The following is a 24,974-nucleotide window of genomic DNA, read 5'->3' as shown; positions in this document are numbered from 1 at the left end:
TTGGCTTTTATGTTAATAATTCGAATTGTTTAATAAGTTTTGCATATTCATATCCTTTTGAAGTTAAAAAGTATTCTACTCTTGGAGGATATTCATAAAAATATTCTTTATTAATTAAATTATCACTTTCTAATTCTTTTAATTTTTCACATAGAACTTTGTGGCTTATTTGTCCAATGGATCTTTGTAGGGCAGTAAATCTTTTTCTGCCAGTAGATAAATTATAAACTATTGAAGATTTGTATTTGCCCCTTATAGGATGAAAATTATTTTCCATGTTGACTATATCATGATGACTATTCATTTTAATACTCCTTTAACTAATTGTTTATATATATTTTACACAGAAAATAAAATATAATACTTACTAAATGGTAACTATCCTATTAAAAGGTTTAATTAAAAAATATGATACAAATTTTAACAAAAAAATAAACGCCAAGAAAATTAACTTGGCATTTATTCTTTAAGATAATTCGTATACTCCATTTGTAAATATATCTCCTATACTGCTATGCTATCCACATCCACATAACTACGTAAAGATCTTACACATTCCCAACCTTTAATAGTTAAGAAGTATTTTATCTCAGCAGGATATGAATAGTTTACACTTTTATATATTAATCCTATTTCTTCTAATTGTTGAAGTTTTAAACTTATTAAATCAAAACTCACACCTTGCATTAATTTTTGAAGGCTAAATAGAGTTTTTCCTCCAGATTGTAAATTGCACATTGTAATAGTTTTACATTCACATTTGATTGGATCAAACCCTATAACATGTTTACAAACCTTATTTTCTTCTTTTTCATTTTTCAAAGTAATCACCTTTCCTTTTTGGAATAATCTTGTTTTAATTAACTATATTAGCAATAAACTTTATTTATTACTTTAAATATAGTATATACAAAAATGGTTAGAAAAGCTACTAATTTTCAGAAAATTTTGAAAAATAATTTATTAACAACTTTAATTACTTTGTATACCAAATACGGTCATGGCATTTATAATATGTAATTCCATGGCAACCTTGGCACCTTCAGCATTTCTATCCTTTATAAAATTCATAATCATTTTATGATCCCTGAGAGTTAATTCATTTATTTTATCAAATTCCTTAGATAAATTAACACCTTTGTTAATGGCTTCATTAATTATAGGCATTAAATCTTTAATAAAAGCGTTGTGACTAGCTTTGGCAATAGCGTTATGAAAATATAACTCATCTTCACTTCTATCTTCATTGTTTAGAATTTTTTCTTCAACATTCTTACCATAATGTAAAATGTTTTCCACATCTTTTTCAGAGGCTCTTTTAGTAGCATAATAAACAGCCATAGGTTCGATTATTAGTCTAAGTTCAAGTAAATCTTTCAAATCAGAAACTGTATTATTAAGTTTTCCAAGATCATGATTATCTAGAGTATCATTAATAATATAAGTTCCCTTACCTCGTTTTATTTCAAGAATATTTTCTGTTACAAGGATTCTAATGGCTTCTCTTAAAGTAGTTCTACTAACATTTAGTTCATTTGATAATAAATTTTCGTTTGGTAACTTATCTCCAATTTTGTATTCCTTTTTTACTATTATTCTTTCTTTTAAATCATCAGCAATTTGTAAAGATAATGAAGGTTCTATCCTTTTCATGTAATCCTCCTAAAAGTATATTTAAAAATTTCAGTTGACATTATACATATGTAGAACTAATATTATGTTATACAACAAAGGGAGTTGTCCAACAACTATGTAATAGACAATAGTATTATAACATATTTAATTGCAAAATGAATTATTTGAAAATTTAGAATATATAAGATAACAGGGGGAAATAAAATGAAAAGTGATAATGTGAGAAAAGGGATGCAACAAGGACCACACCGTTCTTTATTTAATGCATTAGGCCATACAGAGGAGGAAATGAATAAACCTTTAGTAGGTATAGTAAGTTCATATAATGAAATAGTACCAGGTCATATGAATCTAGATAAAATAGTAGATGCAGTAAAACTAGGTGTTGCCATGGCAGGTGGAACTCCTGTAGTATTTCCAGCCATAGCTGTATGTGATGGAATAGCTATGGGACATGAGGGGATGAAATACTCCCTTGCTACTAGAGAGCTTATAGCAGACTCAACAGAATCTATGGCACTTGCTCATCAACTTGATGCACTAGTTATGGTTCCTAACTGTGATAAAAACGTACCAGGGCTTTTAATGGCAGCTGCTAGAGTAAATGTTCCAACAGTATTTGTAAGTGGAGGACCTATGCTTGCAGGTCGTGTTAAAGGAGAAAAAAGAAGTTTATCTTCCATGTTTGAAGCCATAGGAGCTTTTGCTGCAGGAAATATTACTGAAGAAGAAGTTACTGAATTTGAAAATAAAGTATGCCCAACATGTGGGTCTTGTTCTGGAATGTACACAGCAAACTCAATGAACTGTTTAACAGAAGCTATAGGTATGGGGTTAAAAGGAAATGGTACAATACCAGCAGTATATTCAGAAAGAATAAAACTTGCTAAACATGCAGGCATGAAAGTAATGGAACTTTATGAAAAAAACATAAGACCAAAAGATATATTAACTGAAAAAGCATTTATGAATGCCTTAACAGTAGATATGGCTCTAGGTTGTTCTACTAACTCTATGCTTCATTTACCAGCAATAGCTCATGAAGCAGGAGTAAAATTAACACTAGATTTGGCAAATGAAGTAAGTGAAAAAACTCCTAATCTTTGTCACTTAGCACCAGCAGGATATACATATATGGAAGATTTAAATGAAGCAGGTGGAGTATATGCTGTTATGAATGAACTAGATAAAAAGGGATTATTATATACAGATTTAATAACTGCTACTGGAAAAACTGTTGGTGAAAACATAGCAGGATGTGTAAACAAAGATCCAGAAACTATAAGACCGATTGAAAATCCATATAGTGAAACTGGAGGCCTTGCAGCTCTTAAAGGAAATCTTGCACCAAATGGATCTATAGTAAAAAAATCAGCAGTTTGTGATGAAATGTTAGTTCATGAAGGACCAGCTAGAGTGTTTGACTGTGAAGAAGATGCCATAGCTGCTATAAAAGGTGGAAAAATAGTAGCTGGAGATGTAGTTGTAATAAGATATGAAGGCCCAAAGGGAGGACCAGGTATGAGGGAAATGTTAAATCCTACTTCAGCCATAGCAGGAATGGGCCTAGGAGAAAGTGTAGCTCTTATAACGGATGGACGTTTTTCAGGAGCGTCTAGAGGAGCATCTATAGGTCACGTTTCACCAGAAGCAGCAGTGGGAGGACCTATAGCTTTAGTTAAAGAAGGAGATTTAATAAGAATAAATATAAATGAAAAAACTTTGGATATGGTAGTATCTGAATATGAATTAGAAGAAAGAAGAAAAGCTTGGACTCCAAGAGAACCAAAGATAACTACTGGATATTTAGGAAGATATAGTAAAATGGTTACTTCTGGAGATAGAGGAGCAGTATTGGAGTTCTAATACAGATTTTAAAAGCTTTAAAGTTTTCAGCTTTAAAGCTTTTTATTATAACTTAAAAGGGGGAAAGATAAATGGAAACATTAGAAAAAGTAAGTAAATTTGTTGGAAAGTATATGGCAATTATTGTACTTATAGTAGCATCAGTAGCTTTATTTGTACCTACTTCTCTAAGTTGGATACAAACATCTTGGATAAATTACTTACTAATGATAGTAATGTTTGGTATGGGGCTTACCATAAAACCTGGTGATTTTGCCATAGTTTTTAAAAGACCAAAAGAAGTAATAATAGGATGTTTGGCTCAATTTACTATTATGCCTTTACTAGCTTTTGCACTTGGTAAAGGATTTGCTTTAGAGGATGCATTATTAGTAGGTCTAGTTCTTGTGGGCACTTGTCCAGGAGGAACATCTTCTAATGTAATGAGTTATTTAGCTAAAGCAGATGTGGCATTATCTGTTGGAATGACTACAGTATCCACATTAATTGCACCTATATTAACTCCAGCAATAACTTATTTATTATTAAAAACAACGGTAGAGATAGATGCCTTTGGAATGTTTTTATCCATAATAAAAGTAGTAATTATACCGATTGGTTTAGGACTTATAATTAATAAATTATTTTCAGAGACTACAGAGAAAATATCTAAGATATTACCTTTAGTATCAGTAACAGCTATAGTTTTAATAGTTGCATCAGTAGTTTCTGCTAATTCAGAGAAAATATTAACTACAGGTGCGGTAGTATTTGTAGTAGTAATTCTCCATAACTGCGGTGGATATGCATTAGGATATGGAATTTCTAAAATGCTTAGACTTCCAGTAGTTAAGAGAAAAACTATTGCCATAGAAGTAGGTATGCAAAACTCAGGTCTTGCATCAGGACTTGCAACTACATCTTTCCCTAATTTAGCTATGGCTACAGTACCAGGCGCTATATTTAGTGTATGGCATAATATTTCAGGAGCAATAATAGCAAATATCTTTGCCAATATGAAAGACAAAGAAGAAGTAAAAGAAAGTATTGATTAATATTATGAGCAATTAATTAGAATTATAATAAATAAAGATATTTTGAAATGAATCTTGCAAAACATTTCAGAGTATCTTATTTTTTATGTCAAAAAAGCCAAAAAACGTTTTTTTTATCGTATTGTTGAATAAATTGCAACTTTATAATTGGATTATGCAAAAATATGTTGTAATTTAGGGAAATATATCTTATAATTAACTTAAATGAATGAAATAAAAATAAATTATGCATTTTTCGCATTAATAAAACAAAAATAAAATATGAATATTATTGGAGGAAAAAATAGAATGGAATTATTAAACAATTTAGTATTAAGTTTTAGTGATATCTTATGGTCCAAAGTTCTTATAGTAATGCTAATTGTAGTAGGACTATACTTTACTTTTAGGACAAAGTTTGTACAATTTAGGTTCTTTGGAGAAATGTTTAGACTTTTAGGTGATGGAGCAAAGGGAGAAAAGAAAGAAGGGGCAGTTTCATCATTCCAAGCTTTCTGTATATCAACAGCATCTCGTGTTGGTACGGGTAATATAGCAGGTATTGCAATGGCAGTTGTTGCCGGGGGACCTGGATCAGTATTTTGGATGTGGTTAATAGCAATTATTGGTTCAGCATCAAGTTTTGTGGAAAGTACATTAGCACAAATATTTAAGATAAAAGATGGTGAAGCATTTAGAGGAGGGCCTGCATATTATATAGAGCAAGGTCTTGGAAGTAAAAAAATGGGAATGCTATTCTCATTTCTTATAACAATATGTTTTGGATTTGTGTTTAATGCAGTTCAATCAAACACAATAGCAGCTGCATTTAACAATGCTTTTGGAATAGATAAATTTGTAATAGGAGTAGTTATTGCTATACTAACAGCATTGGTAATATTTGGTGGTGTTCACAGAGTTGCAAAAGTTTCTGAAATAATAGTGCCAGTATTGGCAGTTATGTATATATTAGTTGCATTATTTATTGTGGTAATTAATATAACAGAAATACCAGGAATAATAGTAACTATATTTGAAAGTGCTTTTGGATTTAGAGAAATGGCAGTAGGTTCAATGAGTGGTATGATATTAGTTGGTATAAAAAGAGGTTTATTCTCAAATGAAGCAGGGATGGGTTCTGCTCCAAATGCTGCGGCAACTGCAGATACAACTCATCCAGTTAAACAAGGTTTAATCCAAAGTTTAGGTGTATTTACAGATACGATAGTAATTTGTTCATGTACTGCATTTATTATACTGTTATACCCTGATTATTCAGCAGCAGGACTTGACGGAATACAATTAACTCAGGCAGCTTTAAGCTCTCACATAGGATCAATAGGATATGTATTTTTAGCAATATGTATATTACTATTTGCATTCAGTTCTATAGTTGGTAATTATTACTATGGTCAATCAAATATAGAATTTATGAATAATAACAAAATAGTTTTAAATGTATTTAGAGCATTAGTTGTTGGTATGGTTTTATTTGGTTCAGTAGCAACTGTTGAAATAGTTTGGAATTTAGCAGACGTATTTATGGGACTAATGGCAATAATAAACTTAATAGCTATAGTTTTACTTGGTAAATATGCATTTATAGCTTTACAAGATTATACAGATCAAAAGAAAGCTGGAATAAAAGAACCAGTATTTGATGCTTCTAATATAAAAGGATTAGAAAACATTGAACATTGGAAAAATGATATAGAAGAAAAGGCTATGTAATATAACTTAAGTAATTTTGAAGGGTGTATCAAAAAAATGATACACCCTTTATTTATGAAAAAATATTGTTTTATAAATTATTCTAGCTAGTTTGTTTTACTTTGTTAAATTGCTTTTTAATAGTACTTATACCTTCTATCATAAGAACTACTGCAAGAGCTATAAGAAGTACACATAGTATTGTACGTATATAGCACCATCCTAAACCTTCTCCTCCTGCCACAATTGCAAGTACATTACTTTTTATAGTTAATGCTAAAGAAGCAACAGTTGCAACTAACATAAATACCATTGGGAAGAATAACATTTTATTGTTTTTACCAATATTACCAAGCCATGCAGTAATAGCAAGTAAACCAAGAGCTGCAAGTAATTGATTAGCTGCTCCAAATAATGCCCATATATTTGCATATCCAGTAAGACCTAAAGATATACCAAGAACAACAGTTATTAAAGTTGCTATGTATGGATTAGTTATAGTTTTTTTGAATCCGCTAACATCAGCTCTAGTTTCACCAGGATCTAACCAGAATTCTTGGAACATATATCTAGCAAGACGAGTAGCAGTGTCTAATGAAGTTAAACAGAAAACTGAAACTGTTAAGACTAATAAAGAATATACTATATTGTATATATTTGTAAGACCAGGTATTTGACTTAACATTCCAGCTATTCCTGATGCGAAAACTACAGTAGGTGTTACCGTTGTTCCTGCCGCATAATCTTTCCATATATATCCAACTGAACATACAGATATAACAGCTAATGCACATTCTATCAACATTGAACCATAAGATATTGGTCTAGCATCTTTTTCACTGTTTAATTGTTTTGCTGTTGTACCAGAAGCAACTAAAGAGTGAAAACCTGATATAGCACCGCATGCTATAGTAACAAATAAGGCAGGGAACAAATATCCAAGAGATGTTCCAGTTGGAGCTACAGTATCAACAAAACCAGTAAATGCTGGTATATCTAATGTTGGATGAGAACCAACTATACCAACAATAGCAAGTACTATCATACCATATAGTAAGAATGAACTTAAGTAATCACGTGGTTGAAGTAATATCCAAACAGGAGTTACAGATGCAACTAGGATATAAGCACCAACAATAATCATCCAAGTTGTAGAATTTAAGTATAGTGGATGCCAATTTAAACCTATAGCTATACAAATAACGATTGCAATTACACCTATTACAGTTGAAACACCTAGTGAAGCATTACGTCTGTAAACAAAAAAACCAAAAGCAATTGCAATTAATATAAATAATATTGATATCATTGCTGTAGAAGCATTTGCTGCACTAGTAGCCACATCAACTGCACCAGTTTCTGTAAATGTTGCCTTGAAAGTATCTGCAACTATAGATGCAAAAGCAGCCACAACTAGAAGTAGTGTTAAATATGAGAAAATAATAAATAATTTCTTAGCACGAGCACCAATATTTTGTCCTATAACTTCTCCTATAGATTGACCTTTATGACGTATAGATGCAAATAATGCACCAAAGTCATGTGTTGCACCAAAGAATATACCACCTATTAAAACCCAAAGTAAAACTGGAACCCAACCAAATACTGCTGCTTGTATTGGACCATTAATAGGACCAGCACCAGCTATTGATGAGAAATGGTGACCTAGAAGTACGGGAGCTTTTGCAGGTACATAATCTAATCCGTCTTCCAATTCGTGTGAAGGAGTGACTTTTTTTTCGTCAATTCCCCATTGATCAGCTAGCCACTTACCATAAGTAACATAGCCTACTAATAATACAGCAATACTTATTAATAATAAAGTTACTGCGCTCATAAGCTTACCCCCTTTTATAAAAGTTTAAAAATATTTAGTTATATATATAAATAAATTATAACTATCAGTTTAAAAAACTAAGTTAAATAACTTAGCTGTATTGTTTCTTTAATTTTTTTAAAAGAGAATTCTTTTTATAAAATAATTCCTCTAAAAAATCAGAAGTAACTTTGCCACTTTTATTTGAATATATTTTATTTTCATTAGTATTTATGCAAGCTATATGAAAATCCATCCAACCATGAAAAGAAAATCTAAAGTTTTTACTTATTTTACATTTTTTTATTAAATTTTCTGTTTCTTTATCACATGTATCATATACAAAAATAGTAGTAATATAAGAATACATATGACCTGGCTTTGGATCTATAACTTTCATGCCTTTATCATAAGCATAATCTCTACATTTTAAAAACATATCCTTAGTAAGTGTATCTGTTTTAAAAACATAAACGTATTCGTTAGCATCAGTAGACCAAAGTTGAGCTTTTTTTGATAGAACATATTTTTCGTTGTGAACATGAAATTCACAAGTAGCTACAAGCGGAATACATTTATTTTCGCATTTTTCAACATTGTAATAAACCTCATAACTTTTCAAAATTTTATCTATTATATCGTCTTTATCAGAAAAAAGTAGCATTTTTATATCCCCCTTATAAAAAATTCCCAAGTTAAAATAATAGTAATACAAATAATAGTAATACAAAATACAGAAAAAAACAATTAGAATTTTCAGAAAACATAAAAAATAAACATATAATTGGTCATTTTAATATATTAAATTAATATTTTTTTAACTTGGACTTTCTTTTACAAAGTTTACTTTAAGTTTTTCTATTCTATTATCATCTACTTCAACTACTTGTAGTTCATAATTCTCAATATTTAATATTATGTTCTCTTCACTTCTAGGAATTTTATCTATTATAGAAATAATATAACCATTTATAGTATCACAATCATCACATTTTATATCAGTATTAAAAGTATTATTAAAATCTAATATGGACATATTACCTTTAATTTCAAATCTACCATGGCCAAGATTTTTAACTTTATTATTATCTATGTCATACTCATCTTCAATATCACCAACTATTTCCTCTATTATATCTTCCATGGTGACTATGCCAGAGAAACCACCATACTCATCTATTAAAATAGACATATGTTTTTTACTTTGTTTTAATAATAGAAATAATTCATCAATTTTCTTATTTTCTGGTACAAAGGAAGGTGAGTGTAGTAAACCTTTTAAATTAAGATTATCAAAATTGCAGTTAACTAAATGTGATATTAAATCTTTAATGTAAAGTATACCAATTATATTATCGACAGAATCCTTATATACAGGTATTCGTGAATATTTGCAATTAAGAATGGTGTTAAGTTTTGTATTAATATCATCATCAATATCAATTAAAACAGTATCTGTTCTAGAAGTCATAATTTCCTTAGATACTTTACCTGAAAAATCAAAGACCTTATTTATTATTTCTTTTTCTATAAAGTTAATTGTTCCATTTTTTTCAGACTGAGTAATTAATAGTTTTATTTCTTCTGTGCTAATATTGTTTTCATATTCCACATCATCATTCTGTGTTAACTTTAATATAGCTTTAGTAGACAATGACAATATTTTTATAAACGGTTTGGAAATTTTAGATGCAAAGTAAATAGGTTTTACTGAGTTTAAAGACATTTTCTTACATTTTTGTAAAGTAATTCTTTTAGGCACTAGTTCACCAAACGCTAATGTTAAAAATGAAAGTATTATTATTAATATCATGGAAAGTTCCTTGATATATATTAAAAATAATTGAGGAATAATACTCCTCGAGAGGTCGTCAAGACTACTCATTATCAAACTCCTCCTAAAGTTTTTATTAATAATATTGTATAAATAATTATAGATATAATATATTAAACTTGTGTTAATTTATGAATATTTTTTAATGAATTTTATGATGAATAATTACCTTAATTAAATTCGATTTAATATGTATATATTGTAAATGAATTTGTATAAATATTATGATATTATAGACAATGCAGGACAAATTTAGGAAGGAATATATCATTATGAAGAAAGTAGCAGTTTTATTAATTTTATTAAGTACATTAATTACGGGATGCAGTAAAAATAAAGAGTCAAACTCTTTTGAAAGATATATGGAGGAAGGAAAAAGAGCTGTAGCAAGTGAAGAATATGAAGTGGCAAATAAATTTTTCTTATTAGCTATGGAAGAAAATAATAAAGATACTGAAGCAAAGGCATTATACAACCAAAGCAAAAACTTAGTTGAGGTTTTAAAATCAATAGAAGATGAAAAATATGATGTGGCAATTCAATTATGTGATGCTATAGAAAAAGTAAGTAGTAAAAGTAATATAATAAAAGACGTAGCTAAATCTTTAAAAGAAGAATGTAGTACTTTATTAGAAAAATTAAAAGAAGAAGCTGAAGAAGAAATTAGTACAAGAACTATTACTTATAAAAAAACATATTACTTAAATTACTTAAATACAATAGATAAAAATTACAAAGATGCTTATGATAATGTGGTAGCAGGAGCAGGACTTAGGAAAATTTTAGAGGAAGAATACTCACAATGGGATGAGGCTTTAAATGAAATATTGTCAGTTCTAAAAGAACAATTACCTAGTGATGAAATGAAAAGCTTAACAAATAGTCAAAAATCATGGATAAAAATTAGAGAAGAAGACGCTGATTTAGCACAAGAGGAAGGCGGAACAGGAACTTTAGGTTTAGAGATGAGAGCAGACTATTTACTAGAAACTACAAAAGAAAGATGCTACTACTTAGTTTACGATTATATGAGATAATATTTTTGGCATCCACCATAAAAGACTTGCTTATTAAGCAAGTCTTTTGATTTTTATATTATCTTAAATTATTAATTAATAATAAAAATGCACTTCCTGCTTTTAGGAATTCTTCTCCTTCTACTCTACCAACCTTAAGATTTTTATTATTATATACATATCCATCACTATCAACTCTTCCAACAGGGAAGTAGTTAGTTGGATGATTGTGAATTATATTATTATCATCGATTCTTCCTACGGGAGAATTATTAATTGGATGATTATGAATTATATTGTTAATGTCAATTCTTCCTACTGGACATTGGTGATATAAATGATTATGAATTACACCATCAGAATCTAATCTTGCAACACCTAAAGAATTATAAGGAAAATTTACTATAGTACTTGCCATATACTTTACACCAACCTTTGCAATTTATTGTTAGAAAAATATTTGTTGAAATATTATCTTATATTAAGAATTAGACATAAAAAGATATAAACCTTCATAAATTATAAATGTATACAACATACTTTAAGATCTGAAGAAATTATTTGTAAAATTACTATTTTATAAGAATAATAATGATGATGTGGATTAAAATTTTAAACATAATGATGAATATAAGTGTTAAAAGGGTATAAGATTATAGATAAGAATAAAAGAGAGGAGTTAGCTTATGGATGATATATACAATGAAATAGAAAATAAATTTAAGAATATAGAAAAACTTTTGAAAAGTGAACTTATAGGCCAAGACTTATATATAAAAAATTTAATAAGTTATATAAAAGATAAAACGTTAAAAAATGAAAAAGGAGTTCTTCTTTTAGTTGGAGAAAAAGATACGGGCAAAAAAACTAGCATTAGGTTTTTAGTAGAAGAAATGTACAAAGATGAATTAATAGAAAGTGATAATATAAACGAAATAAATCTAGATACATATAATTTTAAATTGGGATATAATGCATTTTTAAGTGATTTACATGAAAAATTGAAATCTAAATCAAAATGTATAATGTTTAAAAATATACAAGATGCAATGGGGGAAATAGTTAATGTTATTTCAGAACTTTGTTTAAATTCGTGCTTTAACCTAAATGATGATTATATTATAAAAAATAATGTATTTGTAAAAGCTGATGAAGAAAATCGAGAAGAAACAAATGATATTTTGACCTCAGAAAAAATTCATAAAGAAAAAATAAATCAATTAATTTGCAATAATAAATTTATAGTATTTACTAGTGATGATAAAAATATTGATTTAGAAAAGGTATTTGGCAATAATCTAATTGATAAAATGCTTTATACTAAAGATTTGGATGAAAAAGAAAGAAACATGGTTGTAAGAAGAAGGGTAATTGAAACAATAAATAATATTAAAGAAGAATTAGCTTTAGATATAATGGTAGATCTAAATAAAGACGAGTCCAATAAGGAATACTTTGGTGTTTGTAAATATTTACAAGAAAGTTATAAAAAAGATAGTAATTTTGGTATATCAGAGTATGTGATATACAAACTTAATAATCCTCTTAGAAATCTTGTTATTAAAGAAAATATAAAAGTAAATAGTAGATTATTTATTTATGTGGAAAATGATGAAATATATTGTAAGGTAGACTCTCAGTCTTATAAATTAAGTGATTATACAACGCCAACTTTGGAAGAAGCTAAATATAAATTAAATTCTATTATAGGTATAAAGGAACTAAAAGAATTTATTTACAATGTTCAAAATAATTACAAAGTACAAAATATAAGAGAAAGATTGGGTCTTACTACTTCTAAAATATCAATGAATATGATATTTGCAGGAAATGCAGGTACAGGGAAAACTAATGCAGCAAGAACTACCTTTGAATATTTAAATGCCCTAGGTTTACTTTCTCGTGGAGTGTTTAGAGAAGTAAGTAAAGCAGATTTCGTTAGTGAAAATACAAATGAAACTGCTAAAAAAACTATGGAAGTTATAAGTTCTGCCATTGGAGGAGTTTTATTTATTGATGAAGCTTATTCTCTATGCGAAAGTGAAGATGATAAGGTTGGTAAAGAAATTGTAGATGCTCTTCTTAAAGGAATAGAGGATAATAGACATGACTTAGTAGTCATTCTTGCTGGATATGAAAATGATATGGAAAAATTTCTAAGCATAAATCCAGGATTAAAATCTAGATTTCCTAACATAATTCATTTTGAAGATTATACTCCTTATGAAATGTATTCCATAGCAATAAATATTGCAAAAAGTAAAGGATATAAAATAGCAGATAATGTGGAAGATGATTTAATAGACTTATTTGCTAAAAATCAAATTAGTGGAAAAAATGATTTAGGAAATGCCAGATTTGTAAGAAATATAATTGAAAATGCCATAATGGACGCATCTAGAAAGTATTTACAAGATAAACAAAAGAAAATAGATTTATTGGAAAGTCATAACTTTAACTTTAAAGTTAAAGCCAAATTTAATTTGGAAGAAAGACTAAAAAATATAATTGGATTAGAAGAAGTTAAAAACTTACTAAGAAGTCAGTACAAGCTTATTGTGGCACAGGAAAAAAGAAAATCAGTAGGAGTAGAAACAGAAATTGAACAAAATCTGAATATGGTTTTTGCAGGAAACCCGGGAACAGGAAAAACTTCCATAGCAAGACTTGTGGCAGAAATGTTAAATAGCATGGGTTTACTTAAAATAGGCCAACTTGTGGAAACTGATAGATCCAACTTTGTTTCAGAAGTTCCTGGTGAAACATCTAAAAAAACTGAAGAAACTTTTAAAGAAGCTATAGGTGGAATATTATTTATAGATGAAGCATATACTCTTGCCTACGATCCTCTTGGAAGAGAAGCCATAGAAACCTTACTTAAATTAATTGAGGATTACTCAAAAGATGTAATAGTAATACTTGCAGGCTATGAAAAAGAAATGGAAGATTTTTTTGATGTGAATATTGGTCTTCGTTCTAGATTTCCTCTATGGACTAACTTTGAAGATTATAAGCCAGATGAACTTTGTGAAATGGCAATAAAACTTTTGGAATCTAAAGGATTTAAATTATCAAAAAATGGCTACACATCACTTAAAAAGAGTTTTGTTGATATATATGAAAATTCCGATATGCAATCTGGAAATGGCAGATTGGTTAGAAACTATGTTGAAAACTTAATTAGAGCGCAGAGTATTAGAATTTCTGAAAGTGATATTAGTGTTTATGAAATGAACTTAATAACTACGAAAGATATAGATAATATAAATGAATTTACATCTGCCAATGATTTTAATTTAGAATCAAAGCTGAAAAAAATTGCAGCAAATGAAAAAGCTAAGAATTTTTTAAGAAATCAATATAAAATTATTAAAACAAAAGAAAAAAGAGAAAAGCTAGGAGTTAAAAGTCAGTTAAGTAAATATAGTAATATGGTATTTACAGGGGAGAATGGTACAGGTAAAAAAACAACATTAAAAATATTGTCAAGTATGTATTACAGTGTAGGAATATTAAAATCAAAACATATTGTGGAAATGGACGAAATAGAAATTACCTCACTTTTAGATGGAGGAGTACAAATTGAAGATATATTAAACAGTTATTTAGGTAAAATGGTATTAATTGATAAAGTACATTTATTTAATAATAAATACAATAAAAAAGAGTTAATATCATCTTTAATTAAATTTATTGATAAAAATAATAATAAAATAATTATTGTTTTATGTGGAGAAAAAGAGGGCATGAAGGACTTTGTGTTAAGTAATCCTGCTCTTAGTTGCAGATTTCCAATATGGTTAGATTATGAAGATTACAATGAAAATGAACTATTTGAAATTGCAACAAATCTTATAACTTATAGAGGGTATGAAATAAACAAAGATGGAGATGAAGAATTAAAAAAATCCATAATTGATCTTTCAAAAGTATCTAATCTTAGTGTTAAAAATGCACTTATGATTACTAAATTCTTAGATAAAGTTGTGAGAATGCAAAGTATAAGAGTTTATAACGATAAAATCATACCAAAAGATATAAATACTATTAATGCCTTAGATATAAGAAAAAGTAAAGAACAATTTATAAAAGAAAATACAATTGAAGAATCTATTTGTAATATGAATACTAAGGAAGAAAAAGTAGTACAAGACAATTTAATAAATTATAATGAAAGCAGCTTGCCTTATGGCAGAAGTTTGAACATTATAGATGAGTTATTAAAATTAAAAAACTTATTAGATTTAGATTTAATTACTAAGGAAGAATTTAGTCTTTTGAAAAAAGATTTGCTAAGAATTTTATGATATTTATTTTAAGAATAATTTAGATAAATTACAATTATAGATTACAATAGAATTAAAGAAACTATAATTGGGGGGAATTATTTTGAGTGAACTATCTTATTTAAATAAGAGCTTTACAACTGAAGTTTTTTATAAAAAAATAAAGGTTGAGGATATTTTAAATGATTATATAGATGTGGACACATTCTTAGAATGTTGCAAAGAATGTCCTAATTATGACACAAGATGGAGTTGTCCGCCCTATGATTTTGATGTAATTGATTATTGGAAAAAGTACAAATACCTACATGTATTAGGGTATAAAATTACTTTTGAGGAAGATGTAGTTTCAAAAACTTATGATGAAGAAGAACTTAGTTTATTTATTAAAGAACTGTTTAGAAATCAGATGGAATTCTTTTATGAAAAAACAAAATACTTAGAAGAAAAATACGAAGAATCTGTAAGTTTGGCATGGGGCAAATGCTATATATGTAATGAGTGTACAAGAAAACATTCTAAAAAATGCAGATATGAAGATGACTTGAGATATTCTATTGAATCATTGGGAGGAAATGTAGACAAATTAAGCAAAGATTTATTTAATATAGAGTTAAAGTGGGCACAAAGAGGAAAACTTCCTCAGTATTATTTTAATTCCATAGGGCTATTAACTAAAGAAGATGAAATTTTAACTGATTATGAATTATAAAAATATCCAGTAATTTGTTTTTTTAAAATTACATAAATATATAAAGATTATTTTAAAAAAATATACTAAAATTAATAAGTAAGAATAAAAGCTAAAAAAGGAGATTTTAGGATGAAAGTATTATTAATAAATGGAAGCCCACATAAAAATGGATGTACATACACTGCTTTAAGTGAAGTATCAAAAGCTTTAAATAATAACAATGTGGAAAGTGAAATTTTCCATATAGGGATGAAGCCAATACAAGGATGTATAGCTTGCGGTAAATGCTATGAAACTGGAAAATGTGCATTTGCAGATGAACTTTATAATAATTTATTTGAAAAGGTAAAAGAAGCTGATGGAATAGTTGTAGGATCACCAGTTTACTACTCAGGTCCAAACGGATCTTTATGTGCTTTACTAGATAGAATATTTTATTCTGCCTCTTATTTAATGAAAAATAAACCTGCAGCTGCAGTAGTAAGCTGTAGAAGAGGGGGAGCAAGTGCATCTTTTGATCGTTTAAACAAATATTTTACAATAAACCAAATGCCAGTAGTTTCGTCTCAGTACTGGAACTCTATTCATGGTAATACAGCAGAAGAAGCAAAGCAAGATTTAGAAGGTCTTCAAATTATGAGAACCTTAGGTAATAATATGGCTTGGATGTTAAAAACAATTAAGAGCTCTAATGAAGAATTACCACAACAAGAAGAAAGAATAGGAACAAACTTTATTAGATAATAATTTAATAATAAATAAAATATATATGAATTTTAAACTAATACCTTGTATTACTGTAATAATACAAGATTGAAATTTATGAGTTTTATTAAAATTATATAAAATAACTAATATAAATTGAAGCCCTAAGGATAAGTAAATAAGCTTATCTTAGGGCTTTTTTGTTTTTGAGATATAATTTTTTACAAAAAAGTACTTGATAAACAAATTGTATTACTGTACTATTGTATTATAATATTAATACAATAAGGCGGTGAAAAAATGAGTTGGAGTATAGATAATAATAAGCCTGTATATATACAACTGGTGGAGCAATTAAAATCTAAAATAATTTCTGGTGAGTTTAAAGCAGGAGAAAAAATAGATTCAGTAAGAAATTTAGCAGAAGATGCACAAGTAAATCCAAATACAATGCAAAAAGCTTTGGTGGAGTTGGAAAGAGAGGAGCTAGTTTTCAGCAAAAGAACTAGTGGAAGATTTGTTACTGATGATAAGGAGAAAATTAAATCTATGAGGAAAGAAGTTGCCAATGAGGAAATAAGAAATCTGAAAATAAACTTAGAAAGACTTGGTTTTACTAAAGATGAGATAATTAATCTTGTAATTTCTAATATAAAGGAGGAAGACTAAATGGAAAATATGGTAGAGTTTAACAATGTTTATAAAAGTTATAACAACAAAGAAGTTTTAAAAGGTGTAAACTTAAATATACCAAAGGGAAAGATTGTAGGATTACTTGGACCTAATGGTAGTGGTAAAACTACTATGATAAAGTTAATGAATAATTTACTTCAAACAGATGAAGGCAGTATAGAAATAAAAGGTATGAAGCCTTCAATAGAAACTAAAAAGATAGTTTCATATTTACCTGAGAAAACTTATTTAAATGATTGGATGAAAGTTAAAGATATATTGGGATTTTTTAAAGACTTTTATGCAGACTTTGATATGGAAAAAGCAGACCAAATGATTAAAAGCTTAAAAATAGATAAAAATGAAAAGCTAAAAACCATGTCTAAAGGTACAAAGGAAAAAGTTCAGTTGATTTTAGTCATGTGTAGAAATGCTGATTTATATATACTTGATGAACCTATAGGTGGCGTGGATCCAGCAGCAAGAAGTTATATACTTAAGACTATTTTAGCAAATTACAATGAAGATTCTACTTTATTAATTGCAACACATTTGATTAGTGAAATAGAAAATATTTGTGATGATGTAATCTTTATTTCAAATGGTGAAATAGTTCTTCAAGGAAATGTGGACGAAATTAGAGAAGAAAAAGGTAAATCAATAGATGCTTTATTTAGGGAGGAATTTAAATGTTAGGTAAATTAATAAAATATGAATTTAAAGCTTGTGGAAGAATATTTTTCCCCTTATATTTAGGAATTTTGCTATTAGCAGTAATAAATGGAGTATATATTGGTGTAAATTTTAAAAATGAAGTAATAGATGGACTTCCTAGGAATCTTACAGCCTATAATACTCAAGGCATTTTAATGCTAGTTTTAGTTGCCTTATTTGTTGCTTTATTTGTAATTACTATAGTGCTTACAATTCAAAGATTTAAGAAAAATTTACTTGATGAAGAAGGATATTTAATGTTTACTTTGCCTGTGAAAAGCAGTAGTTTAATATTATCTAAACTTTTAGTAGCTTTAATATATGTAATTATCAGTGCTATTGTGGCATCATTATCATTTATAATAATCGGTGTAATCGCCGGAGATATTAATATAGTAGAATTTTTAAAAGTATTTACAAACGCACAATTTTTAACTGAAGGTATACAGTTTACAGTTTATATGCTTTTAGGTCTATTAATAAGCTATGGTATATTTGTATTAATAATTTATTTATCTTTATCTATTGGTCAATTACCGCAACTTAGCAAGCATAGGGTGGCAGCTGGAGTAATATTATTTTTTATTATAAATTTAATTATAACTAATTTACAAAACTTTGTGAGAAACAATATATTAGGGTCAGTTACAGAAGTAGAAATTACAAGTAGTCTTACGGGTTCATATCTTACTTATGTATCATTGGAATTAATTATAGGGGTAGTGCTGTTCTTATTAACTAGTTGGATATTAAATAAAAAATTAAACCTTGAATAAATAATTAAGACTTGGAGAGTATCTTCAAGTCTTTTTATAATTATACTAAGATGGAGTATTACAAAATATTATATAGCTTTTATCATTAATGAGTATTGTAATGCATAGAATTTAGAAAAAGTATTTTAAGGGGGCACTATGATAAACGATCAAAAATACGCTATATTGTCACTTGAGCTACATTTATTTTTTGCAAGAATAATGAAAGAGCATTCACTTTTTTTAGAGGTTGGATTCACGCCTAAAGACTCAGAATTTGCTAGGAGAGCAGAACATTATAAAAATGAATTTGAAAAATTATTATCCTATACAGTGAGTGCTAGTAATGGAATAATAAGACCAATTGTTTTAAACTCAGGAGAAATTATAACTGATTTCACATTAGGAACAGAAGCAAAAACTCAGGCACTGACAGGTATAGAGATAAATCAAAGTATAACCGAAATGGAATCAAAACTACGTAGTGGTCAAAATCCTCAGGTTAGCTCTAATTTAATAAACTATGTAAATCAACTTAACGCCAATGGAAAAATACTTCTTAACGGACTTATTAAGTTTAAGAGGAGAATATTAGATGGTGTTTTATCATGCAATTTACTTAACCTTAATTATCCGTCACTTATTGAACATACAATTCATGAAGCTGAGTTATATTTAGCATTAATAGATAACCTTCAAAATAGAGTTGACATTGATTCTAAAGATACTAGAGAAACTGAATTATTCTGGGATGAAATTATGATGGAACATGCACTTTTTATAAGGGGATTACTTGACCCTTCAGAAGATGACTTAATTGAAACTGCAGATCAGTTTGCAGATACATTTAAAGATTTAATTGAAGAGGCTCAGAATATGACAAATATGACCATAAACAGTGTTTTAAATCAAACTTTAGATCAAACTGTTCAACTTAAGAATTTCAAACAAGCAGGTACAGATGGTATTTCTAGGTGTAAAATTAAATCTATAATATTACCACTTCTTGCAGATCATGTACTAAGAGAGGCAAATCATTATATTAGATTACTAGAAACTTATAAAGAAATGTAATTAATTTATGTGAAATAAAGAACCGTATCACAAGTAAGTGATACGGATTTTTTTATTATGAGTCAATAAAACAATAAATAAGGATTAAGCTGAACAAGAATTAAATAATGATGAAGATAATATTGATTGAAAAAAATTAAAAATTATGATAGAATGAAAACATGGGAATGAAGTTCTCCCAAAGTTTACACTTAAACCGCATTTATGCTGATGACTTCTGTGATTATTTTGTCACGGAAATTATCAGCTTTTTTTATGCAAAGAATAGGAGGTAGAGATGTTAACAAGTTTAGCAATTATTTTTTTATTTGGCTTATTAATGGGAAGTATATTTAATAAGTTGAAATTACCCAGCTTAATGGGAATGATTTTTACAGGGATTTTACTAAGTCCTTATGCATTTAATTTATTGGATGATAAGATATTAGCCATTTCATCAGATCTTAGACAGTTGGCTCTTGTAATTATTTTAACTAGAGCTGGATTATCTCTAGATGTGAAAGATTTGAAGAAAGTAGGTCGTCCTGCCATATTAATGTGTTTTGTGCCTGCATGTTTTGAAATTTTGGCTGTTGTTTTGATTGCACCAAAATTATTAGGAGTTACAGTGTTAGAAGCAGCAATTATGGGAACTGTAGTTGCAGCTGTATCTCCAGCTATTATTGTTCCAAGAATGATTAATTTGATAGAACAAAAAATAGGAAAAGAAAATAGTATTCCCCAATTAATTATGGCTGGTGCATCAGTTGATGATATTTTCGTAATAGTATTATTTACTGCTTTTACAGGTTTGGCAAAGGGTGGAGATATATCTTTATCAAGTTTTGCCCAAATACCAATTTCAATAATAATGGGAATATTAGTTGGTATACTTATGGGAATTGTTTTAATAAAATTATTTAAGAAAGTTCACTTTAGAGATTCTATAAAAGTAATAATAATACTTAGTGTTTCTTTCTTATTGATAGAATTACAAAATAGCTTGGAAAATATAATTCCTATGTCAGGATTACTTGCAATTATGAGTATGGGAATATTAATTAAAGCTAAATATGAAATGTTAGCAGTAAGATTATCAAATAAATATAATAAGTTATGGCTTGCTGCAGAAATAATATTGTTTGTTTTAGTTGGAGCAACTGTAAATGTAAAATATGCAATTGAGGCTGGAATACCAGTAGTAATATTAATATTATTTGCCTTAGTCCTTAGAATGATTGGTGTTTATGCTTGTTTAATAAAAACAAAGCTTTCTATGAAGGAAAGATTGTTCTGTATGATAGCCTATACACCAAAAGCTACAGTGCAAGCAGCTATTGGAAGTATGCCATTAGCTATGGGGCTTGATTGTGGTAACCTAGTTTTAACAGTGGCAGTTCTTGCCATACTTATTACTGCACCATTTGGAGCTATAGGAATAGACAGTACTTACAAAAAACTTCTTTGTAGTGGTGATGATAAAGATGAGACAGATAAGCTGGCTAATTAAGTCACTCAAATATAATAGGATAGTTATTTATCATAAATAACTATCCTATTGTTATATTAGTATAAAATTTCACCATCCAAAATAGTCATTGCTTCACCACCGATTTTTATATCTATGATTTCATTATTGTCACTTTTTATTTCCACATAGACCTTGCCAGGTCTTTCAACAAAATGACCTTGCTCTCCTACTAAAGATGATTGATTTTCATTTATTAATTTATGGTGAACAATATAAGAGGATACACTACCATTGCCAGTACCACAGACAGGATCTTCTGCTACACCACAGTATGGAGCTATGGATCTTACATGATAAGTGCAGTCATCATTAAAGGTTTCCATAGTAAATAGAGAAATACCAACAAAATTATTTTCTTCACTTAATTTATATATTTTATCTAAATTTGGAGTAATATTTTTTAATATTTCCAAATTTTTTACACCAAATACAAGCCACCAAAGACCAGTACTAACACTTTCCATTGGATAAGGCAATAAATCTTCACAATTAATATTTAATGATTGTGCAATTTCTTTTCTAAAATGATCTAAGTTTACAAACTTGGGATTTACTTGAGTCATCATAAAAATTTTTCTATCATCAACACTTCTAATTTCAACAGGCAAAACGCCTGCTTTAGTTTCTTGATAAAATTTGTCTTTACTTAAATCCAGTTTATTTTCTTTGTATAAAGTATCAAAAGTTGCAATAGTAGCGTGACCACATAAGTCTACTTCAAATTTTGGAGTGAAAAATTGAACTTTAAAGTCTGCTTTGTCAGAATAAGAAACAAAGGCAGTTTCTGAAAGGTTCATTTCTTTTGCAATCTTTTGTTTTATAGAATCGTCCAGATTATTGGCATCTGTCACAACACCAGCTGGATTACCTCCAAAAGGAACAGAAGTAAAAGCATCTACTTGCTTAATTTTAATTTTATTCATCTTATAACCTCCTAAAATATAATCTTAAAAAAATTGTAACATTGATAATTTTTGCAATCAATATTATAATTGTATGCAATACAATGTTTAAATAAGGAGTGAGAAAATGCCTGTAAATTCTTTTGAATATTACCCAATGAGCTGGAAACCAAGTTGCCACCTCAAAGAGAATTAGCTGGCAAGTATTATTTATATAAGGTTGTTAATTAGAAATTTGTGTCACTATATGTTGATTAATATTACCCTGTATTATATTATTTATAGTATATAATAAATTAAAATTAGTATGAAATTAGAAAAGACGGGGTGGAATGTATCATGAAAATGGTTTCAACAAAAAATAATCTAAGTGTTGTATTAAGAAGTCCAAAAGAAAATGATGCTAAAGAAATAATAGAATTTTATAATATAGTAGGTGGAGAAACTACATACTTATCTTTTGGGGCAGATGAATATAAGGTAAGTGTTGAACAGCAAAAACACACAATTAAATCTGTAAATAAGTCAGATAATAATACTATGATTCTTGCTACAATAGATGATAAAATAATCTCAATAGGTACTATATATTCTAACCAAAAGAAAAAAGGCAAACATGTAGGTGAATTAGGTATAGTTATTAAAGAAGAGTACTGTAACTTAGGATTAGGAAAGATAATGATGGATGAGTTAATAAATTGGTGTAAGTCAAACGGTATAACTACTAGAATAAGCTTAGCTGTAAGAAAAGACAATCCAAGGGCTATAGAATTATATAAAAAGTGTGGGTTTGAAGAAGAAGGTCTATTAAAAAATGAAACATATATAGATGGGGAATATTTTGACATTATGCTTATGGGATTAATCTTATAGAAAAGTCATTAAATCATAATTTCAGATAAAAAATAATTGTAAATATATACATAGTTATACTAGGGTGTATCAAAAAAGATACACCCTATTTTCAATTTACAAATTATTAAATTAATCAAAATTAATTTTCTATAATGTAATTAAATAAAACCTATATCCAATAAGAAATACTACCAAAAGATTTAATGCTTTGCTAATATTTTTTTCAGTTTTTGAACTAGTCTTTATTGGTAGAATGGAAAAATTAATTCCCACAGGATAAAAAAGTTCTACTCCTTCCTTTGTAATTAAATCTAAACAAATATGAGAGATTACTCCAGCCAAAAGCCCGCTAAAAATGCAAGTAAATACAATATTATCATTACTTGAAACTATAACTATTTCTCCAATAAATGCGATTAGACCTACAAATATTAAACTATGAGTAAAACTTCTATGCCTAAATCTTTTGCCAAAAATTTTATATATGATGGGAAATCTCTTACTAATATATGATCCTCTCATATCTATATCGCTAAGTAATGCTCCAAAATGTGCAAAATAAGCATATATAAATAAGAGAACTATACTATAAGATAAGTTATATCCCACAAGGAAGGTATTGTGTATGTAAGGAAGTAATAATAGTCCTACGATATAACCACCCTTTGAGTGAGTTTCTTTTGTCATAAATCCTCCAGTTGTCATAAATTTCGAATATATTTTATTATAAAGGAAATATATATAAATTTCAAAATATAATTTGACTAGTTTATTTACATTTGAATGATAAGATATTTTTAATAAGAAGCTACTTTAAGATTATTTAAATATAAAAGTAGTGTCAAAATATGTAACTACTTTATATATTAGTTGTAGGAGGTGTTTATATGGCGAAAAAGTATCTTATTGCCCTGGATGATGGTCATGGAATGGCAACATCAGGGAAAAGAACGCCACCATTAAAAGAAGATTTATATATTGATGGTAAACTAGTAAGAAAAAAAGGTGAAGTAATTAAAGAAAATGAATTTAATAAAGCTGTAGTAAAGTATTTGGAAGAAGCACTAAAAAGATGTGGGTTCGATGTGCTTTTAGTTGCTCCAACTGATGTGGATACGTCACTACAAACAAGAGTTAGCCGTGCAAATACAGCTAATGCAGACGCCTATGTAAGCAAGCATTATAACGCACTAGGAGATGAGTGGCAAACTAAGGCTAAAGGATTAGTAACAATAATTCATTACAATTCACAAGCTAAAACTAAAGTATTAGCAAAAAATGTGCACGAAGAATTATGGCAATTGCATAAAGATCATGATTGCATAAATTATGGAGTAAGAACTGATATAGATATTTCAGGATTTAGCCTTTATGTTCTTAAATATACAAAAATGCCTGCTATTTTAACTGAATCAGGATTTATGGATAATATGACAGAGGCTAAGTATATGTTAGATCCAGAATTCCAAAAAAATGATGCAGAGGCCACTTGTAAAGGTATTTGTAAAACTTTTGATGTGACTTATGTAAAACCAGAGGAAGAATTTGTTTGTACAGAAAAAGACGTGGAAGTTCCTACTAATGTAAAATATGTAAAAGTTATTGCTGATGAGCTAAACGTTAGAAATTGTCCATCATGGGATGATGGTGCAGTAGCTGGAACTGTAAAAAAAGGTGAAGTTTTTACGGTAATGAAAAAAGTTAAAGTAGGTAGTTATTATATGTATAAGCTAAAGTCAGGATTATATATAACTGCCAGCAGCACATATGTAAAAAGTATAACTTCTTTATAGAAAGCTTTTGAATATAAAATCCCTCCTCATTATATAATAGGAGGGATTTTTTTACATTTTACTGAAGTATTGAACTATAATTATTGTTGATGAAAAAATATGGTAAAAGGACTGAGTGAAATAT

Annotated in this window: 23 protein-coding genes and 1 riboswitch; of the genes, 14 read left to right on the top strand and 9 right to left on the bottom strand. The window is 28.3% G+C overall.

Going from position 1 to position 24,974, the window contains the following annotated elements; genetic code table 11:
- Positions 1–7 precede the first annotated feature (7 nt).
- The 3 genes from TVTCOM_RS11185 to TVTCOM_RS11175 form a co-directional block, all read right to left on the bottom strand.
- A complete protein-coding gene (locus tag TVTCOM_RS11185; RefSeq protein WP_434796359.1) occupies positions 8–304 on the bottom strand; it encodes a winged helix-turn-helix transcriptional regulator in 297 nt (98 codons plus the stop codon).
- A 200-nt stretch (positions 305–504) separates the two neighbouring features.
- Positions 505–822, bottom strand: a complete 318-nt coding sequence (locus TVTCOM_RS11180) for a winged helix-turn-helix transcriptional regulator (RefSeq protein WP_434796358.1) — start codon at positions 820–822, stop codon at positions 505–507.
- A 150-nt stretch (positions 823–972) separates the two neighbouring features.
- The gene (locus tag TVTCOM_RS11175) at positions 973–1,653 is read right to left on the bottom strand and encodes a FadR/GntR family transcriptional regulator (RefSeq protein WP_434796357.1); all 681 of its coding nucleotides are present in this window, start codon (positions 1,651–1,653) and stop codon (positions 973–975) included.
- Positions 1,654–1,839: 186 nt separating this feature from the next.
- Here TVTCOM_RS11175 and ilvD point away from each other — a divergent pair, with 186 nt between their 5' ends.
- From ilvD to TVTCOM_RS11160, 3 genes are all read left to right on the top strand, one after another.
- A complete protein-coding gene (ilvD, locus tag TVTCOM_RS11170) occupies positions 1,840–3,501 on the top strand; it encodes a dihydroxy-acid dehydratase (protein WP_434796356.1) in 1,662 nt (553 codons plus the stop codon).
- A gap of 71 nt (positions 3,502–3,572) precedes the next feature.
- Positions 3,573–4,535, top strand: coding sequence for a bile acid:sodium symporter family protein (locus TVTCOM_RS11165; RefSeq protein ID WP_434796355.1), 963 nt, complete (start codon positions 3,573–3,575; stop codon positions 4,533–4,535).
- Positions 4,536–4,823: 288 nt separating this feature from the next.
- Positions 4,824–6,245: an alanine/glycine:cation symporter family protein gene (locus tag TVTCOM_RS11160; protein ID WP_434796354.1), complete on the top strand. Its 1,422-nt coding sequence runs from the start codon at positions 4,824–4,826 to the stop codon at positions 6,243–6,245.
- 82 nt (positions 6,246–6,327) lie between these two features.
- On the opposite strand, the gene TVTCOM_RS11155 is transcribed toward TVTCOM_RS11160, so the two are convergent.
- The 3 genes from TVTCOM_RS11155 to TVTCOM_RS11145 all read right to left on the bottom strand — a co-directional run bounded on the left by TVTCOM_RS11155 (position 6,328) and on the right by TVTCOM_RS11145 (position 9,925).
- Positions 6,328–8,061, bottom strand: coding sequence for a carbon starvation CstA family protein (locus TVTCOM_RS11155; protein WP_434796353.1), 1,734 nt, complete (start codon positions 8,059–8,061; stop codon positions 6,328–6,330).
- Between the two features lie 91 nt (positions 8,062–8,152).
- A complete protein-coding gene (locus TVTCOM_RS11150; RefSeq protein WP_434796352.1) occupies positions 8,153–8,704 on the bottom strand; it encodes a hypothetical protein in 552 nt (183 codons plus the stop codon).
- A gap of 153 nt (positions 8,705–8,857) precedes the next feature.
- Positions 8,858–9,925 (bottom strand): hemolysin family protein, encoded by a 1,068-nt coding sequence (locus tag TVTCOM_RS11145; RefSeq protein WP_434796351.1) that lies wholly within the window; start codon positions 9,923–9,925, stop codon positions 8,858–8,860.
- Between the two features lie 221 nt (positions 9,926–10,146).
- On the opposite strand from TVTCOM_RS11145, the gene TVTCOM_RS11140 reads away from it, so the two are divergent.
- Positions 10,147–10,911 carry a lysozyme inhibitor LprI family protein gene (locus TVTCOM_RS11140; protein WP_434796350.1) on the top strand — a complete coding sequence of 255 codons (765 nt, stop codon included), beginning with the start codon at positions 10,147–10,149 and terminating at the stop codon, positions 10,909–10,911.
- A 58-nt stretch (positions 10,912–10,969) separates the two neighbouring features.
- On the opposite strand, the gene TVTCOM_RS11135 is transcribed toward TVTCOM_RS11140, so the two are convergent.
- Positions 10,970–11,308, bottom strand: a complete 339-nt coding sequence (locus TVTCOM_RS11135; protein WP_434796349.1) for a hypothetical protein — start codon at positions 11,306–11,308, stop codon at positions 10,970–10,972.
- Between the two features lie 268 nt (positions 11,309–11,576).
- Between TVTCOM_RS11135 and TVTCOM_RS11130 the strand changes: the two genes are divergently transcribed.
- From TVTCOM_RS11130 to TVTCOM_RS11095, 8 genes are all read left to right on the top strand, one after another.
- On the top strand, positions 11,577–15,197 hold the full coding sequence (locus TVTCOM_RS11130; protein WP_434796348.1) for an AAA family ATPase: 3,621 nt from the start codon (positions 11,577–11,579) through the stop codon (positions 15,195–15,197).
- Between the two features lie 82 nt (positions 15,198–15,279).
- Complete coding sequence (locus TVTCOM_RS11125; protein ID WP_434796347.1) at positions 15,280–15,888, top strand: DUF2284 domain-containing protein; 609 nt, start codon at positions 15,280–15,282, stop codon at positions 15,886–15,888.
- A 111-nt stretch (positions 15,889–15,999) separates the two neighbouring features.
- The gene (locus TVTCOM_RS11120) at positions 16,000–16,614 is read left to right on the top strand and encodes a flavodoxin family protein (RefSeq protein WP_434796346.1); all 615 of its coding nucleotides are present in this window, start codon (positions 16,000–16,002) and stop codon (positions 16,612–16,614) included.
- 261 nt (positions 16,615–16,875) lie between these two features.
- Positions 16,876–17,244: a GntR family transcriptional regulator gene (locus tag TVTCOM_RS11115; RefSeq protein ID WP_434796345.1), complete on the top strand. Its 369-nt coding sequence runs from the start codon at positions 16,876–16,878 to the stop codon at positions 17,242–17,244.
- The gene (locus TVTCOM_RS11110) at positions 17,245–17,943 is read left to right on the top strand and encodes an ABC transporter ATP-binding protein (RefSeq protein WP_434796344.1); all 699 of its coding nucleotides are present in this window, start codon (positions 17,245–17,247) and stop codon (positions 17,941–17,943) included.
- Entirely contained in the window at positions 17,937–18,737 is an 801-nt protein-coding gene (locus TVTCOM_RS11105) for an ABC transporter permease (RefSeq protein WP_434796343.1), read from the top strand. The genes TVTCOM_RS11110 and TVTCOM_RS11105 overlap by 7 nt, the downstream gene beginning before the upstream one ends.
- Before the next feature lie 138 nt (positions 18,738–18,875).
- Positions 18,876–19,790, top strand: a complete 915-nt coding sequence (locus TVTCOM_RS11100) for a DUF2935 domain-containing protein (protein ID WP_434796342.1) — start codon at positions 18,876–18,878, stop codon at positions 19,788–19,790.
- Between the two features lie 154 nt (positions 19,791–19,944).
- Positions 19,945–20,017: riboswitch (Fluoride riboswitch) on the top strand.
- A 50-nt stretch (positions 20,018–20,067) separates the two neighbouring features.
- Complete coding sequence (locus TVTCOM_RS11095) at positions 20,068–21,279, top strand: cation:proton antiporter (RefSeq protein WP_434796341.1); 1,212 nt, start codon at positions 20,068–20,070, stop codon at positions 21,277–21,279.
- Between the two features lie 56 nt (positions 21,280–21,335).
- On the opposite strand, the gene TVTCOM_RS11090 is transcribed toward TVTCOM_RS11095, so the two are convergent.
- Positions 21,336–22,223, bottom strand: coding sequence for a PhzF family phenazine biosynthesis protein (locus TVTCOM_RS11090; RefSeq protein ID WP_434796340.1), 888 nt, complete (start codon positions 22,221–22,223; stop codon positions 21,336–21,338).
- A 318-nt stretch (positions 22,224–22,541) separates the two neighbouring features.
- Between TVTCOM_RS11090 and TVTCOM_RS11085 the strand changes: the two genes are divergently transcribed.
- The gene (locus tag TVTCOM_RS11085; protein WP_434796339.1) at positions 22,542–23,075 is read left to right on the top strand and encodes a GNAT family N-acetyltransferase; all 534 of its coding nucleotides are present in this window, start codon (positions 22,542–22,544) and stop codon (positions 23,073–23,075) included.
- 129 nt (positions 23,076–23,204) lie between these two features.
- Here TVTCOM_RS11085 and TVTCOM_RS11080 read toward each other — a convergent pair whose 3' ends face one another.
- Entirely contained in the window at positions 23,205–23,744 is a 540-nt protein-coding gene (locus TVTCOM_RS11080) for a metal-dependent hydrolase (protein ID WP_434796338.1), read from the bottom strand.
- A 200-nt stretch (positions 23,745–23,944) separates the two neighbouring features.
- Here TVTCOM_RS11080 and TVTCOM_RS11075 point away from each other — a divergent pair, with 200 nt between their 5' ends.
- Positions 23,945–24,850: an N-acetylmuramoyl-L-alanine amidase gene (locus tag TVTCOM_RS11075; RefSeq protein WP_434796337.1), complete on the top strand. Its 906-nt coding sequence runs from the start codon at positions 23,945–23,947 to the stop codon at positions 24,848–24,850.
- The last annotated feature ends 124 nt before the right edge of the window (positions 24,851–24,974 follow it).

It is taken from the genome of Terrisporobacter vanillatitrophus (assembly GCF_051148895.1).
Lineage (GTDB): Bacteria > Bacillota > Clostridia > Peptostreptococcales > Peptostreptococcaceae > Terrisporobacter > Terrisporobacter vanillatitrophus.
Note: the sequence above shows the minus strand (reverse complement) of the source record. Positions and strands in the feature narration are given on the sequence as shown.

What these genes read in the sequence shown, in the direction of transcription:
- TVTCOM_RS11185 (WP_434796359.1), bottom strand. Translation starts at nt 304, where the DNA reads ATGAATAGTCATCATGATATAGTCAACATGGAAAATAATTTTCATCCT.
- TVTCOM_RS11175 (WP_434796357.1), bottom strand. Translation starts at nt 1,653, where the DNA reads ATGAAAAGGATAGAACCTTCATTATCTTTACAAATTGCTGATGATTTA.
- ilvD (WP_434796356.1), top strand. Translation starts at nt 1,840, where the DNA reads ATGAAAAGTGATAATGTGAGAAAAGGGATGCAACAAGGACCACACCGT.
- TVTCOM_RS11165 (WP_434796355.1), top strand. Translation starts at nt 3,573, where the DNA reads ATGGAAACATTAGAAAAAGTAAGTAAATTTGTTGGAAAGTATATGGCA.
- TVTCOM_RS11160 (WP_434796354.1), top strand. Translation starts at nt 4,824, where the DNA reads ATGGAATTATTAAACAATTTAGTATTAAGTTTTAGTGATATCTTATGG.
- TVTCOM_RS11155 (WP_434796353.1), bottom strand. Translation starts at nt 8,061, where the DNA reads ATGAGCGCAGTAACTTTATTATTAATAAGTATTGCTGTATTATTAGTA.
- TVTCOM_RS11150 (WP_434796352.1), bottom strand. Translation starts at nt 8,704, where the DNA reads ATGCTACTTTTTTCTGATAAAGACGATATAATAGATAAAATTTTGAAA.
- TVTCOM_RS11145 (WP_434796351.1), bottom strand. Translation starts at nt 9,925, where the DNA reads ATGAGTAGTCTTGACGACCTCTCGAGGAGTATTATTCCTCAATTATTT.
- TVTCOM_RS11140 (WP_434796350.1), top strand. Translation starts at nt 10,147, where the DNA reads ATGAAGAAAGTAGCAGTTTTATTAATTTTATTAAGTACATTAATTACG.
- TVTCOM_RS11135 (WP_434796349.1), bottom strand. Translation starts at nt 11,308, where the DNA reads ATGGCAAGTACTATAGTAAATTTTCCTTATAATTCTTTAGGTGTTGCA.
- TVTCOM_RS11130 (WP_434796348.1), top strand. Translation starts at nt 11,577, where the DNA reads ATGGATGATATATACAATGAAATAGAAAATAAATTTAAGAATATAGAA.
- TVTCOM_RS11120 (WP_434796346.1), top strand. Translation starts at nt 16,000, where the DNA reads ATGAAAGTATTATTAATAAATGGAAGCCCACATAAAAATGGATGTACA.
- TVTCOM_RS11115 (WP_434796345.1), top strand. Translation starts at nt 16,876, where the DNA reads ATGAGTTGGAGTATAGATAATAATAAGCCTGTATATATACAACTGGTG.
- TVTCOM_RS11110 (WP_434796344.1), top strand. Translation starts at nt 17,245, where the DNA reads ATGGAAAATATGGTAGAGTTTAACAATGTTTATAAAAGTTATAACAAC.
- TVTCOM_RS11105 (WP_434796343.1), top strand. Translation starts at nt 17,937, where the DNA reads ATGTTAGGTAAATTAATAAAATATGAATTTAAAGCTTGTGGAAGAATA.
- TVTCOM_RS11100 (WP_434796342.1), top strand. Translation starts at nt 18,876, where the DNA reads ATGATAAACGATCAAAAATACGCTATATTGTCACTTGAGCTACATTTA.
- TVTCOM_RS11095 (WP_434796341.1), top strand. Translation starts at nt 20,068, where the DNA reads ATGTTAACAAGTTTAGCAATTATTTTTTTATTTGGCTTATTAATGGGA.
- TVTCOM_RS11090 (WP_434796340.1), bottom strand. Translation starts at nt 22,223, where the DNA reads ATGAATAAAATTAAAATTAAGCAAGTAGATGCTTTTACTTCTGTTCCT.
- TVTCOM_RS11085 (WP_434796339.1), top strand. Translation starts at nt 22,542, where the DNA reads ATGAAAATGGTTTCAACAAAAAATAATCTAAGTGTTGTATTAAGAAGT.
- TVTCOM_RS11080 (WP_434796338.1), bottom strand. Translation starts at nt 23,744, where the DNA reads ATGACAAAAGAAACTCACTCAAAGGGTGGTTATATCGTAGGACTATTA.
- TVTCOM_RS11075 (WP_434796337.1), top strand. Translation starts at nt 23,945, where the DNA reads ATGGCGAAAAAGTATCTTATTGCCCTGGATGATGGTCATGGAATGGCA.